This is a genomic window from Burkholderia sp. M6-3, from assembly GCF_050858985.1.
Classification (GTDB): Bacteria; Pseudomonadota; Gammaproteobacteria; order Burkholderiales; family Burkholderiaceae; genus Paraburkholderia; species Paraburkholderia caledonica.
The window spans coordinates 1,552,711-1,565,327 of the sequence record NZ_CP110091.1; the positions used below are offsets into that span (position 1 = coordinate 1,552,711).

Consider the following 12,617-nt stretch of genomic DNA (forward strand, 5'->3'; position numbering starts at 1 on the left):
TTTGCGTTCTTGCGGACCAACCTGTCTCGCCATCACATCATTACCAACCTTCGCAACCTTTCTGCATGGCTCGCGCGATGCGGAAATTTTTCAGGCTGTCTTTTGTAGTGCGTAGTCTTTTTGATACGTGCGGTTGTTCGCCAGCAGCGACCACGCTGTCCGCGCCATCTTGCTTGCCAGTGCGACTGCAACCACGTTCGCAGGTCGACGTCGCGACAGTTGCTCGCACCAGGCCTCCTTGCTCCTGCTTTTGAAGAGGACCGCACGTGCACCGTGGATCAGCAGCATCCGAATATAGCTGTCGCCGCGCTTGCTTATGCCGCCCAATCGCACCTTTCCGCCGGTACCGCTTTGCCTGGGCACCAGGCCGAGGTATGCGGCAAGTTCTCGTCCCGATTTGAACGCGGCGGGATCGCCGATCGTCGCGACCAGGGCTGTCGCCGTCAATGGCCCAATACCCGGGATCGTCGAAAGCCGTCGACATGCTGCCTCTTGCCGCTGCCAGACAACGATCTGCCGCTCGAGCTTGCGGATCTCGGCTTCGATGCGTTCAATGAACTGAAGCTGGTCGCGCAGCGCACAGAACAATGTGCCCGGAACGATCTGCTCAATTTCACCCAGTCGCTCGCGGACCTCGGCCAAGCCCGCGAGACGTCCCGCTCTCAGCGTTACGCCAAATTCATACAGCAGGCCGCGCAACTGGTTGACCTGCATGGTACGTGACTTGACCAGCAGTGAACGGATGCGATGCAATCCGAGCATGGCCTGCTGATCTGCGGTCTTCGGTGCTACGGACCGCATGCCGGGTTGCTGCGCTGCCGTCCAGATTGCACGAGCATCTGTTGCGTCGGTCTTGTTATTCTGGACGAACGGGCGAATGAACCGTGCATGCAGCAATACGACTTGATGACCTAGCGCCGCAATCTTGCGCGCCCACCAGTGCGCACTCCCGCAGGCTTCCAAGGCCACCCGACTGGCCGCTCGCTGGCCAAGGAATTCTATAAGCTGTTGCTTCGTGAATCGCCGGTTCACAACCTCTCCGGTTTCCGCTTCGATCCAATACATCTGGAACGTGCGCTTTGCAATATCGAGCCCGAACGTCGTAGCATTCATGATGGTCCCTCCGTTCCCTCAAGTGGTCGCGACAACTTCCACTAATGGGATGGTCCACCCCACCTCGCTGGACAGGTTAGGCTGGCAGTGTTCATACCGAACTGGAGGCCACCATGGACGACGTTACGCTCGTTGGTATCGATCTTGGCAAACACAGCTTTCACCTGCATGGGCAAGATGCGAAAGGCAAGGCTTTGTTTCGTAAAAAGATGAGCCGCAAACAACTGATCGAATTCTTCGCGACTTTCCATGCCTGTACCGTCGTCATGGAGGCCTGCGCCGGTTCGCATCATATGGCGCGGAAGCTGGCCGAGTTCGGGCACACGGTGCGCCTGATCTCGCCGCAGTTCGTCAGGCCATTCGTCAAATCGAACAAGAATGATTTCGTCGATGCAGAGGCGATCTGCGAAGCTGCGTCGCGCCCGGCGATGAGATTCGTAATTCCGAAGACTGAGTCGCAACAGACGCTTTCGGTGCTGCACCGTGTACGTGAATCGATGGTGCGCGAGCGGACCAGAACCGTCAACCAGATGCATGGCTTTCTTCTCGAGTTCGGCATCAGTCTGCCGGTAGGCAACACTGCCGTCACACGTCTGCCGTCTGTGCTCGCTATGCATGAACTGCCGCCAAGACTGGTTGCGATCCTCGAACGCCTCCATCAGCACTTCAAGTACCTTGAAGAACAGATCGGTGAGATTGACCAGGAGCTTGCACGTCAGCTCGCCGACGACGAGGTCGGACAGCGCCTGATGAGCATCCCGGGAGTCGGCCCGGTCACCGCAAGCGCGTTGGCCGCAAAGATGGGCGACGCAAGGCAGTACCGATGCAGTCGCGATTTTGCGGCATCGGTTGGGCTCGTGCCCCGGCAATTCAGTACGGGCGGCAAGACCAATCTTCTTGGGATCAGCCGGCGCGGCGACAAAAATGTCAGGCGTCTGCTCGTCCTGTGCGCCCGAGCCTACATGCGAGGGTTGGAGAAACGAACCGGTCGCCTGGCAGACTGGGTCCGCGCAATGCTCGCTCAACGACATTCAAACGTGGTGGCGTGTGCGCTCGCCAACAAGCTGGCCCGAACGGCCTGGGCGATTGTTGCGCGCCGAACCACATTCGACGCCAGCTACGCAACTCACCCGATCTGAACGAACACAGCTTCATCTTTACTTAACACAATCACCCAACTGGTTTTGCGACGACTGAAAATTGATGACGTGAACGGCGCAGCGGCCTGCCGAAGAACCTGAGTGCCAAAGAGGCTTTTCGAAGCCGATCCACTGTTAAGGATCGTCAGGCGCGAATCTCATCGTGGCGCGGGGAGCGATCCCCACAATGACGCCGAATAGATTTAAGCAAGCCAACTCGCCATCGAAGATCATAGTTGCAAAAACGGGGTGGACCATAGATTTGGCACATTGATGCCGTTGCGTTCTGGAGGGACCCAGTACCTCCAAAGGCACTTCAGTGTTCAGAGCCGAAACGACCGCGACGGGAGGGTGGCGTTCATACCATCTATCTGAGCTTCACGTTGACTCCTTCACGTTGAATCGCCCGCGCGAGCCCTCTTTCGATGCAGGCCAAAGCATCGTTAAGCCTTCATCGATGCCCGCGCTGCTGCCCCGCACCGCCCGCCATGCGCTTTGACTCAGGGTAAATACCGCTTAGTCCCGGCGCCGTACGCTCCGTTAATTCACTCATGGCAGCGACGCCGGTCTTCAGAGCATGAGCGCTTGACGGGCCCGCGATCACACGTTGCCGGCGTTGTCATTCACGGGCCTTCTCGGTGAAAACGAATCTGTCGGAAGCCATTGTCGAGCGGATCAATAGCGGTGTTTTCTCGGTCGACCGCGAGTTACGCATCCTCACATGGAATCGCTTCATGCAATCGCACAGCGGACGTTCAGCGCAGTCCGTGGTCGGCGAAAATTTGCTCGACACTTTCCCGGAATTGCCGCAGCAGTGGCTTCAAAGAAAGATCGAGGGCGTGTTCGTATTAGGCACGCCCGCTTACTCGTCGTGGGAGCATCGGCCGTATCTGTTCCGTTTCGAGCACTCGCGCCCGATCACCGGAACGATCGACGCAATGCGCCAGAACTGCAGCTTCATTCCAATCGAGGATGAGCACGGCGAAGTGGTCGCGGTCGGCATCGCGATAGTCGATACGACTGATGTCTGCATCGCGTACGGCGAGCTTAAGGATCGCGAGAAAGCGGTCACCAGCGCACTCGCCGAATTGACCGAGCGCAACGAACAGCTCACCTCGCTCAACGAGGAACTGGAGCACGCGCACCAGCAATTGCTCCAATCGGAAAAACTCGCCGCGATTGGTCAACTCGCGGCGGGCGTCGCGCATGAGATCAACAATCCGGTCGGCTTCGTACTGTCCAATCTGAACACGCTCGACGGTTACGTGAAGACGCTGATCCGCTATGCAGCGGATATCGAGCGCATGGTAAGCGAGTCCGCGCCCGCATTGAAGAACGACATGTGCGCGCTCGCGGAACAGGCGGACCTCGAATATTTGCTCGGCGATGCGCCGACGCTCGTACAGGAGTCGAGAGAAGGACTCGCACGCGTGCGCACGATAGTGGTCGATCTGCGCGACTTCTCGCGCATCGACAGCACGCACGTGTGGGAACGCGCCGACATTCACCGCTGCATCGAGTCGACACTGAACATCGTCCATAACGAAGTGAAGTACCGCGCGAATCTCGTCCGCGACTATGCGCAGATTCCGCTCGTGCACTGTATCCCCTCGCAGATCAGCCAGGTGGTGCTCAATCTCGTGGTGAACGCCGCGCAGGCCTACGGCGGCAATCACGAGCAGCACGGCGCGCCGCTCGGCACGATCACGGTACGCACCGGCGTCGATCCAGCCGATGCGTCACGCGTGTGGTTCGAAGTCGCCGATGCGGGATGCGGGATTCCGCCCAAGCACCTGAAACGCATCTTCGACCCGTTCTTCACGACGAAGCCCGTTGGTCAGGGGACCGGCCTCGGTTTGTCAGTGACCTACGGAATCGTCAACGCGCATCGCGGCACGATTTCCGTGGCCAGCGCCGTCGGCCAGGGCACGACGTTTCGCGTCACGTTGCCGGTCGATGGCGCCTTGCGCGAAGAAGCCGCCAATCCCGATGCGCTTGCTCAAACCGATGCGGTAGATCAAATCGCGCTGACAGCGCAGTTACCGGCAGCCACGTGAGGTGATTCCATGCCATTGCCCGTCCTCGTTGTCGACGATTCGACGCTCGCCCGCAAGCTATTGATCCGCTCGCTGCCCGAGGGCTGGGACATCGAAATTACCCAGGCATCCGATGGAGCGGCCGCACTCGACCTTTATCGAGCGGGCAAGGCCGCGGTGATGTTCCTCGATCTGACCATGCCGGTAATGAACGGCTTCCAGGTGCTCGAAGCGATCCAGCACGAAGGACTCGACACATTCGTGATCGTGGTGTCGGCGGACGTGCAGTCCGGCGCTGTCGAGCGCGCAAAGGCGCTCGGCGCGATCGGCTTTGTTGCCAAGCCGGTATCGCCCGAGGCGATCCGGCCGATTCTCGCGGAGTACGGTCTCCATGAATGAACAGACTCTGAACGAAGACCAGCGCGACGCGTTGCAGGAAATCTGCAACGTCGGCATGGGCAAGGCTGCCGCGGCGCTGGCAAAACTGCTCGGCGCGTTCGTCACGCTTGCCGTGCCTGATATCCGGCTCGTCGGCGTCGACCAGTTGCGCGTCCTGTTGAGCCCGCAGGGCGACGGCGAATTGCCGCCCGTGCGCCAGGCGTTCCAGTCCGATATATCCGGCGAAGCGATCGTGCTCGTCGGCAAAGACGGTCAGCGCGAACTGCAGCAACTGATGGGACATGACGCCGGCGATCCCGACACCCAGATCGAAGTGCTGTGCGACATCACCAACCTGCTGGTCGGCGCATGTGTACGAAGCGTTTTCGAGCAGTTGGGGTGGCATATCTGCTTCTCGCAACCCACGTTGTTGCCACCTTCCGGGAACAAGCAGGGCGGACTGGTGCCTTGCGGCCGGTGGCAGATGGCGCTGTTGCTGGAGATTCACTTCACGATGGAGGAAGGCGGCTTCGCCGCGCGCATGGTGCTGCTGCTACCGGATGCGGCCATTCGCGGAATGACGCAAGCGCTCGACCACTTTCTCGAAGCCCTGTAGTTCGGGCTAATGATGCAACGCGCGCTGCGACGCGAAAATAATCGATGAGGATGACCATGTCTGACCTACAGGCAACCGGCAATTCGATGAACCCCGTCGACCCGGGCATTCAAGCTCTCAATGCCGGCACCTCGCCCGTCCCCTCGTTGCTACTGGTGGACGACGAGCCCGGCGTGATTTCGTCACTCAAACGCTTGCTGCGGCCGCTCAAATACGAGGTGCTCAGCGCCAACAGCGGCGCGGAAGCGCTTACCCTGCTCGAAGCCGCACATGTCGACGTGATCATCTCCGACATGCGCATGCCGAACATGGACGGCGCCGAATTCCTGTCGCGCTCACGAGCCGTTGCGCCAGATACGATCCGCATCCTGCTTACCGGCTATTCAGAAGTCGAGGCGGTCGTGCGCGCTGTCAACGAGGGTCATGTCTATCACTATCTGCACAAGCCTTGGGACGACCAGGACCTGCTGCTCACGGTTCAGCGCGCGCTGGAACAACTCGCGTTGCAACGCAAGGCCGAGCGGCTAACGGCGCTGTTGCAGGAGCAGAATGAAAAGCTGTCGTCGTTCAACATGGAACTCGAACGCGAGGTCCACGCGCGCACTGAAGAGATCCGCCAGACCGTGATGTTTCTCGAAGGTGCCGAGCACGATCTGAAAAGCAACTTCCTGACGATGGTGAAGGTCTGCGCGAACATGGTGGAAATGCGCTGCGGCCTGCCCGGTCATTCGGCACGGATCGGAGAGACAGCGAGGCAGATCGGCACCGCACTCGGCCTGAGCGACTATGCGTGCAACGAACTGCTGATGGCGGGGTTGCTGCACGGCATCGGCAAGCTTTTTCTGCCCGACGCTTTGCTTAAAACGCCGATCGCGAAGCTGCAACCGCAGGAAGCGAAGCTCTACCAGCTTCATCCGCTGCATGGCCAGATGGCGCTCACGCCCGTTTCGCAACTGAGCGCGGTGCAAAGCATGATCCGCCACCAATACGAGCGTTATGATGGACGCGGTACGCCCGATGGCCTCGTCGGCGGATTGATCCCGTTGGGCGCGCGCGTGCTTGCTTTGGCGCGCGACGCCGAAGACTTGCGTATCGGCGTCATTGCGCCGCAAAAGATGAGCGACGCGCAGATCATTTCTACAGTGCGCGCGCAGACAGGTATTCGCTACGACCCCGCGATTGCGGAGAAATACATCGAGTTGCTGACACAGCATGCCGAATTGAGGCCCGAAGGCGTGCCCGACCGCGTGGATGCCTCGAATCTGAAAGAAGGGATGAAACTAGCCGACGATCTGCGCACGTCGCGCGGCACGCTGCTAATGACGAAGGGCAAAGTACTTTCCGCCGAACAGGTCGCGCAAATCCGGCGCTTTGAAATACACGAGGGCGAGCCTTTCGTGATTCTCGTCGAACGCGCGACGGATGCCCGCAAGGCGCAGGCCGCGTGACCGTGAGCGTGTGCCCCGTCGTGCGGTGGAGCGATTGTCAACTCATTCGTCGCGCGTGCCGCGGCACAGCGCGGCGGCGGCAAAGCCCGCAGCGAGCGCGGCGTACACGTAAAACATCGAGCGTTTTGACAGATGCGCTTCGAATCCGGGCGTGAGCCGGCTCGGCACCGCGTGGTAGTCGACCGCATAGGCAACGGCCGCCGTGGTTGCCGCGGCAGCGGCGACTTCCGCGATGCGGGGTCTGCGATTGACGTGGCATTGCCAGCGGTCGAGCAGTCCTTCGAACAACACGCCCCAGAAGATGGCCGACGCCTGATGAATCGTCAGACCCGTAAGCGTGAAGCGCGCACTCAAGCCGGTTTCAGTGAACGCGCGGCGCGGCCACAAGCAGTGAGTGACCGCGTTCAGCGGCGCGTACGGCGTGCTGCCGTCGCTGGTGGCCCGTGCGGCTGCCGTGACGGCGGCGGCGCTGCCCGCCGCGGTGCCGGACACCGTCGCGCGGCATACGAGATTGGCAAGGCGGTTCATCAGCTTTCTCCCGTTCCGTGCGCGGAGTCTTCAAGGCCGCGACCGGCGCTGCTTCGCTCGACGAGGTAGCAGCCGCGCTCGACCCCGTCGCGCAGTGCCTCGGCTTGTGTCGTCCATTCTGGTGTGACCGGTTCGACATCAGGTAATGCAAACGGCTTTCCGTCGACGGACGCGCCGATTTGCGCGACCCATGCGCCGCGATCGTTCTGCTTCGCACTGACAACGATCTGCACGCCGCGATGCGTCACGCGCAGGGTGCCGTCGGTTTGCGTCTCGATATCCGTGCTGCGGGAACCGGTGCCTTCCATGCGTGCCTCCGAGTGTTTGCCAGACTTGTTCGTGCGATGCAGTGTCGGCGGATTCGCTACCGGATATGTCCACCCCGACTTCTACACAGAAGTCTACGCAGCAACGCATGTGCCGCGTGATGGCACAGCCATTGCTCGCGCGTGTTGTCATCAGATTCAAGTCCACACCCAAAACCATTCGAGCATTAACGTGAAAAGCACCACAGGCGAGGTTCTCATAGGCATTTCCGGATGGCGCTATAAAGGATGGCGCGGCACTTTCTATCCTGAGGGACTTAAACAGGCCACCGAATTGCGGTACGCGTCGGGACTGATGCAGACAATCGAAATCAATGGCACGCACTACAGCCTGCAATCGCTCGACAGTTGGCAGCACTGGTACGACGAAACCCCGCCGGGTTTTATTTTCAGCGTGAAAGGCGCGCGTTATCTGACTCATCTTTTGCGGTTTCGCGACGAAACGGCAACCGTCGCGTGCGCAAATTTCTTCGCCCAGGGGCTGCTCGCGCTGAAAGACAAACTCGGGCCGTTACTGTGGCAATTTCCGCCCTCGTTGCGTTTCGACCCGCAGCATATGGAGCGTTTCCTGACGCTGCTGCCTCGCGACACGGAGGCGGCGCTGTCGCTCGCGCAGCAGCACGATCAGCGAGTCAAGACACCGTATCTGGAAATCGACCGCAAGCGCAAACTGCGTCATGCGGTGGAAGTGCGTCATGAGAGCTTCGTCGACCCTGCGTTCATCAAGCTGCTTCGCCGTCATAAGGTCGCGCTCGTCGTGTCGGATTCGACCGAAGCATGGCCGCAGTTCGAAGACCTGAGCGCGGGTTTCGTCTATATCCGCCTGCATGGCACCGAAACCAAGTATTCCGGTGAATACTCGGATGCATCGCTTGAACGGTGGGCGCGGAGAATTGAGTCGTGGGGCCGCGGCACTCAGCCCGCCGATGCCCGCCTCGCCGCGCCGGACCTGCAGCCGCCACGCGCGGCAACGCGCGACGTGTACTGCTACTTCGACAACGACGCAAAGACGAATGCGCCCTTCGACGCGCAACGGTTGATGGAGCGCCTGGGCCTGCACGCGCACCAGGGCGACGGAATGAAGGCCGCGTGACGGGCGGCGTCAGGACGACACGATGCGGACAGAGAAGGCGCGGCGCGCGTCTACTTGTGCCGCTGCGAGAGTTTCCTCGCGTCCTGTAGCGCGGACACAATCGCCGCATAGGCGCGATGTCGCGTCTCGGGATCGGGCGCACGCAGTGCAAACGACGGGTGATACGTTGCGATCACCAAACGCCCGTCATGCTCGATCACTTTGCCGATCGCATCCTGCAAGCGCGTTTTGGGATCTTCGAGCACGGCTCTCAATGCGGTCGCACCCAACGCGACAATCACATGAGCGCCCACGCTCTCCAGTTCCCGATCAAGCCAGTAATGGCACGCATCCACTTCGCGTTGCCCCGGCGTTTTGTGCATGCGGCGCTTGCCGCGAGGCGTCCACTTGAAATGCTTGACCGCATTGGTGACATAGACTTCCTTCCTGCCGACGCCGGCCTCAACGAGCGCGTCGTCGAGTAATGCTCCGGCCGGTCCGACAAAGGGCAAGCCTTGCAGATCTTCCTTATCGCCGGGCTGTTCGCCGACCATCATGATCGGCGCGCGGCGCGGGCCGGCGCCGGGCACGCCTTGCGTGGCGTTGGCCCAAAGCGGACAGCGGCGGCAGTCGTCGAGCGTCGCCGGCTGCTGATCGGGGTCGACTTCGGGCTGCGCCGATGTTTCGTCGTCCGCTGCCGGCGTACGTCGGGTTGTTCGCTTGGTTGTCACCATGGTTCAATGCATCGCGCTTTTGTGCTGCAGACACCGTGGCTAAGCAAATCGCATTCCGGTCACAGCCGCATAATGGGCCAGGTCAGGCGCGCAATGTGCTTGGAGTTAGTCCCGCTGATCGTCTGGCGGCGGTGGCGTTTCTGCACGCCCGCCCGCCGTCTCGGGGCGATGCCAGCGGCTCATCGGCGCGCACGGTAAATTCTGCAAGGCGGACGACCGTCGCCATCGGCCGAAACCACAAGGAGAAACGATGACTCTGCTTATCTACCTCGTCGGATGGATCATTTTCATTGGCGGCGTCGCGTGGGGATTAACGGCGCTACATGTCGCGCAGCACGTTGTCGCGATCGTGGCCGTGATTCTCTTCGGTATCGCCGTGATTACTGGCGCGACGCGAGCGCGGAATCGGGACCGGTCGTAGCGGTTCGAGCCGACCCGCTCACGCGGGCCGCGAGTGCGCGGGCGAACCGGCGCGCTCGAATCGCCAGCCATCCCCAGTGCGAGTTGACGATCTGCGTGGTCCATGCCGTCGACGCTTCGCCGCGCGCCCAATAGGCCTTGAAGCGCTCCGCGCCGACGCCAAAGTCCAGATCGAAGCCGTTGTTGAACGCCCACTTCACGCATTCTTCGACCGCGATCAGACCGGGACAGCATTTGCCGTAGTACGGATCGTAGCCGGCGAAAATCGCGCTTGCCCACGGATTGCCGAGACTCACGATAATGCCCGCTACCGGTGCCTCGTTCAGCGTGACGACGATCAGGCGCGCCATCGAAGGCACGTCGGGCGAATAAATCAGCTTGACTAGAAAGCGCTCGAACTCCGGCGAGTCGAGCCACACACTGCGTTTGCCGACGCGATCGCTCCAGCTGCGCTTGCAGTTGAACATCCATTCGATGATCGACGCGGTCTCGCCCTCGTCGGCCGGATCGACGACGCGCACGGCCACGGTGCCTTCTTTCGACAAACGCTTGACGAAGCCGCCGGGCCGTTTGCCGAATAGCGTGCCAAGCGACCGGCAATACTCGTCCCACGTGCCCTGCCCGTGCAAACGCGCAGCCGACGCCTGGTGAGGCTCGCAGAACAGCACCCGGCGTTCGCGCGACACGAGCTTGTGAAGATCGAGCGTCTCGCGAACATACGGCATGTGAATGAAGTCCGCTCCGCAGCGGCGGCGCGCCATGTTCCATGCGCCTTCGATCAACGCCGGGGCCGATGCGTCATCCGTAACCAGCACGCTCGTGTAGTCGCCGCCTTCGGGTCCGAGCGGCACGAGGTACGTCCATAACGCACGCTTGACTGTTTCGAGCGGCCAGATCATGACGAGCTGCCCGTCTTCGCGGCAGACGATGCATTTGAGCATGCGTCCGTGCGGCTTCGAGACATGCTGCCATGCGAGCCAGCAGTAACTGAACGATTGATAGTAGTAGCCTTGCGCACGCGTCCACAGCGCGTCCCATTCTGGCTGTAGCGCGTGGAATTGCGCTTCGTCGGTGATGATGTCGTAGCGCCGCGTACGATGCGTTGTCTCGTTCATGCGGTCTCACAGAATGCCGGACACGGTTGGCGCTTTTGCACCCCGTGTTGCCGAGCGCTCGACGGAGCAGGCGCAAGCGGCCGCCCGGGTTCAAGCGGGTGTGGCGGTTATGGCGGTTATGGCGGGTATCGCTGGTATTGCGAGCATGCACCGCATGCCTCGCAGCGTGTGTGCGGGGCCGCACGCTGCGCGGGTCGTGAGTCCGTCGCGAGCATGGGGACGATGGGACTATGCGGCCCATAAGGACCATAAGGACCAAAACGCACCATACGGGCCATGCAGCAAGGATGCGCGCGAGCCATTTCTTTCCCGCTGCTAAGAATCGGCCAAATGCTTCGTTGCCCGCAGCGCATGTCATGCCGTACCGTTGACGGATTGCGCATTGCGCGCCTCACTACGGAGAATCCATGTCCGCGCCCACATCGCATGCCGACCCGGCCTCTGCGGCCGGCATTGCCGACGCCGCCCAGCTTTTCGACGACAATGCGCTTACCCGCCGTTTCGCGCCAGTCTTCGCACGCATCGCGCAAGGCGCGGTGCATCGCGAACGCCATCGCGAGCTGGCCTACGAACCCGTGGAGTGGCTACGCGAAGCCGGCTATACGAAGCTGCGCGTGCCGAAACAATATGGCGGCGAAGGCGTGTCGCTGAGCGAATTCCTCGTGCTCGTCACACGCCTTGGCGAAGCCGACTCGAACCTGCCGCAAATTTTGCGCGTGCACGGCGGTTTCATCGAATCGCTGCTGGAATATGGCGACGACGCGTTACGCGACCGCTGGCTCACCCGCGTCGCGCAAGGGCAGATAATCGGCGGCGCAGTGGCCGAGCGCACGGCTGGCACGAACAACAGCGTGCGTCTCACGCCATCCGCCGGCGCGTGGCATCTCGACGGAGAGAAGTACTACACCACGGGCACGCTGTACGCGGACTGGGTCGACGTAACCGCGCACGACGGACAAAGCGACGTGCGCGTGCTGGTCGCCGCCGACACGCCGGGCCTCGAGCGTATCGACGACTGGGACGGCTTTGGCCAGCGTCTGACGGGCAGCGGCACCGCGCGCTTCAATCATGTACCTGTCACGCGAGAGAACGTGTATCGGCGCTACGACGCGTCGGCGCCGCGCCGCAACAGTGTGCTCACCTCGTACTACCAGGCCCTGCACGTCGCGAATCTGGCTGGCATCAGCCGTGCCGCGCTGCGCGACGCAGTGGCCTTTACGCAGGGCAAGACGAGAACCTTCGGTATCCCAGGTGAATCGAGTCCACGCGACAATCCGCTCGTGCATCGCGTGGTCGGCCGACTTGCCAGTCTCGCCTATTCGACCCAAAGCGTTAGCGCGTCGCTCGCGCGCGCCATCGACGAAGTATTGGTCGCGCGACAGGAAGGACGCACCACCGAAGACACCTACATTCGCCTCGACATTCAGACCTTTCAGGCGCAGCAGATCGCGATCGAGCAGACCTTGCAGGCCGCCACGCTGCTATTCGAAGTGGGCGGCGCATCCGCGACCAGTGAAACGCGGCGCTTCGACCGCTACTGGCGCAATGCGCGAGTGCTCGCGTCGCACAACCCGGCGATCATTCGCGAGGCCGCCATCGGCGACTTCTACCTGAATGGCAACGCGCACAACGAACGCTTCGCCGTTGCCCGGCCGACAGCCGTGGCCGCATGAGCGGCAGCGCGCCGGGCCG

General features: G+C 61.5%; 13 protein-coding genes. 8 read left to right on the forward strand and 5 right to left on the reverse strand.

What is annotated here, in order from left to right:
- Positions 1–90 precede the first annotated feature (90 nt).
- Positions 91–1,113, reverse strand: coding sequence for an IS110 family RNA-guided transposase (locus tag OH764_RS24320; protein WP_498847421.1), 1,023 nt, complete (start codon positions 1,111–1,113; stop codon positions 91–93).
- A gap of 113 nt (positions 1,114–1,226) precedes the next feature.
- Between OH764_RS24320 and OH764_RS24325 the strand changes: the two genes are divergently transcribed.
- The 5 genes from OH764_RS24325 to nosR all read left to right on the forward strand — a co-directional run bounded on the left by OH764_RS24325 (position 1,227) and on the right by nosR (position 6,730).
- Entirely contained in the window at positions 1,227–2,252 is a 1,026-nt protein-coding gene (locus OH764_RS24325) for an IS110 family RNA-guided transposase (RefSeq protein ID WP_498847422.1), read from the forward strand.
- Positions 2,253–2,890: 638 nt separating this feature from the next.
- Entirely contained in the window at positions 2,891–4,309 is a 1,419-nt protein-coding gene (locus OH764_RS24330) for an ATP-binding protein (RefSeq protein WP_498851159.1), read from the forward strand.
- A gap of 9 nt (positions 4,310–4,318) precedes the next feature.
- Positions 4,319–4,687 (forward strand): response regulator, encoded by a 369-nt coding sequence (locus tag OH764_RS24335; RefSeq protein ID WP_020067811.1) that lies wholly within the window; start codon positions 4,319–4,321, stop codon positions 4,685–4,687.
- The gene (locus tag OH764_RS24340) at positions 4,680–5,282 is read left to right on the forward strand and encodes a chemotaxis protein CheC (protein WP_498851160.1); all 603 of its coding nucleotides are present in this window, start codon (positions 4,680–4,682) and stop codon (positions 5,280–5,282) included. The genes OH764_RS24335 and OH764_RS24340 overlap by 8 nt, the downstream gene beginning before the upstream one ends.
- Before the next feature lie 86 nt (positions 5,283–5,368).
- Positions 5,369–6,730 (forward strand): response regulator c-di-GMP phosphodiesterase, NosR family, encoded by a 1,362-nt coding sequence (gene nosR / locus OH764_RS24345; RefSeq protein WP_498851275.1) that lies wholly within the window; start codon positions 5,369–5,371, stop codon positions 6,728–6,730.
- Between the two features lie 42 nt (positions 6,731–6,772).
- Here the strand turns inward: nosR and OH764_RS24350 are convergent, their stop codons facing one another.
- Both OH764_RS24350 and OH764_RS24355 read right to left on the reverse strand, forming a co-directional pair.
- The gene (locus OH764_RS24350; RefSeq protein ID WP_498851161.1) at positions 6,773–7,258 is read right to left on the reverse strand and encodes a hypothetical protein; all 486 of its coding nucleotides are present in this window, start codon (positions 7,256–7,258) and stop codon (positions 6,773–6,775) included.
- Positions 7,258–7,566: a DUF6566 family protein gene (locus tag OH764_RS24355; protein ID WP_498851162.1), complete on the reverse strand. Its 309-nt coding sequence runs from the start codon at positions 7,564–7,566 to the stop codon at positions 7,258–7,260. Before OH764_RS24355 ends, OH764_RS24350 begins: the two co-directional genes overlap by 1 nt.
- A gap of 190 nt (positions 7,567–7,756) precedes the next feature.
- Here OH764_RS24355 and OH764_RS24360 point away from each other — a divergent pair, with 190 nt between their 5' ends.
- Positions 7,757–8,677, forward strand: coding sequence for a DUF72 domain-containing protein (locus OH764_RS24360; RefSeq protein WP_498851163.1), 921 nt, complete (start codon positions 7,757–7,759; stop codon positions 8,675–8,677).
- Positions 8,678–8,727: 50 nt separating this feature from the next.
- Here OH764_RS24360 and OH764_RS24365 read toward each other — a convergent pair whose 3' ends face one another.
- Complete coding sequence (locus OH764_RS24365) at positions 8,728–9,390, reverse strand: uracil-DNA glycosylase family protein (protein ID WP_498851164.1); 663 nt, start codon at positions 9,388–9,390, stop codon at positions 8,728–8,730.
- Positions 9,391–9,640: 250 nt separating this feature from the next.
- Here OH764_RS24365 and OH764_RS24370 point away from each other — a divergent pair, with 250 nt between their 5' ends.
- A complete protein-coding gene (locus tag OH764_RS24370; RefSeq protein ID WP_498851165.1) occupies positions 9,641–9,811 on the forward strand; it encodes a hypothetical protein in 171 nt (56 codons plus the stop codon).
- Here OH764_RS24370 and OH764_RS24375 read toward each other — a convergent pair.
- A complete protein-coding gene (locus OH764_RS24375) occupies positions 9,771–10,925 on the reverse strand; it encodes a GNAT family N-acetyltransferase (protein ID WP_498851166.1) in 1,155 nt (384 codons plus the stop codon). The genes OH764_RS24370 and OH764_RS24375 overlap by 41 nt on opposite strands.
- Positions 10,926–11,332: 407 nt before the next feature.
- Between OH764_RS24375 and OH764_RS24380 the strand changes: the two genes are divergently transcribed.
- Positions 11,333–12,598: an acyl-CoA dehydrogenase family protein gene (locus OH764_RS24380; protein WP_498851167.1), complete on the forward strand. Its 1,266-nt coding sequence runs from the start codon at positions 11,333–11,335 to the stop codon at positions 12,596–12,598.
- Positions 12,599–12,617: the final 19 nt, after the last annotated feature.

Coding starts and splice junctions, on each gene's coding strand:
- OH764_RS24375 (WP_498851166.1), bottom strand. CDS start 10,925: ATGAACGAGACAACGCATCGTACGCGGCGCTACGACATCATCACCGAC.
- OH764_RS24325 (WP_498847422.1), top strand. CDS start 1,227: ATGGACGACGTTACGCTCGTTGGTATCGATCTTGGCAAACACAGCTTT.
- OH764_RS24380 (WP_498851167.1), top strand. CDS start 11,333: ATGTCCGCGCCCACATCGCATGCCGACCCGGCCTCTGCGGCCGGCATT.
- OH764_RS24340 (WP_498851160.1), top strand. CDS start 4,680: ATGAATGAACAGACTCTGAACGAAGACCAGCGCGACGCGTTGCAGGAA.
- OH764_RS24370 (WP_498851165.1), top strand. CDS start 9,641: ATGACTCTGCTTATCTACCTCGTCGGATGGATCATTTTCATTGGCGGC.
- OH764_RS24365 (WP_498851164.1), bottom strand. CDS start 9,390: ATGGTGACAACCAAGCGAACAACCCGACGTACGCCGGCAGCGGACGAC.
- OH764_RS24350 (WP_498851161.1), bottom strand. CDS start 7,258: ATGAACCGCCTTGCCAATCTCGTATGCCGCGCGACGGTGTCCGGCACC.
- nosR (WP_498851275.1), top strand. CDS start 5,369: ATGAACCCCGTCGACCCGGGCATTCAAGCTCTCAATGCCGGCACCTCG.
- OH764_RS24355 (WP_498851162.1), bottom strand. CDS start 7,566: ATGGAAGGCACCGGTTCCCGCAGCACGGATATCGAGACGCAAACCGAC.
- OH764_RS24335 (WP_020067811.1), top strand. CDS start 4,319: ATGCCATTGCCCGTCCTCGTTGTCGACGATTCGACGCTCGCCCGCAAG.
- OH764_RS24320 (WP_498847421.1), bottom strand. CDS start 1,113: ATGAATGCTACGACGTTCGGGCTCGATATTGCAAAGCGCACGTTCCAG.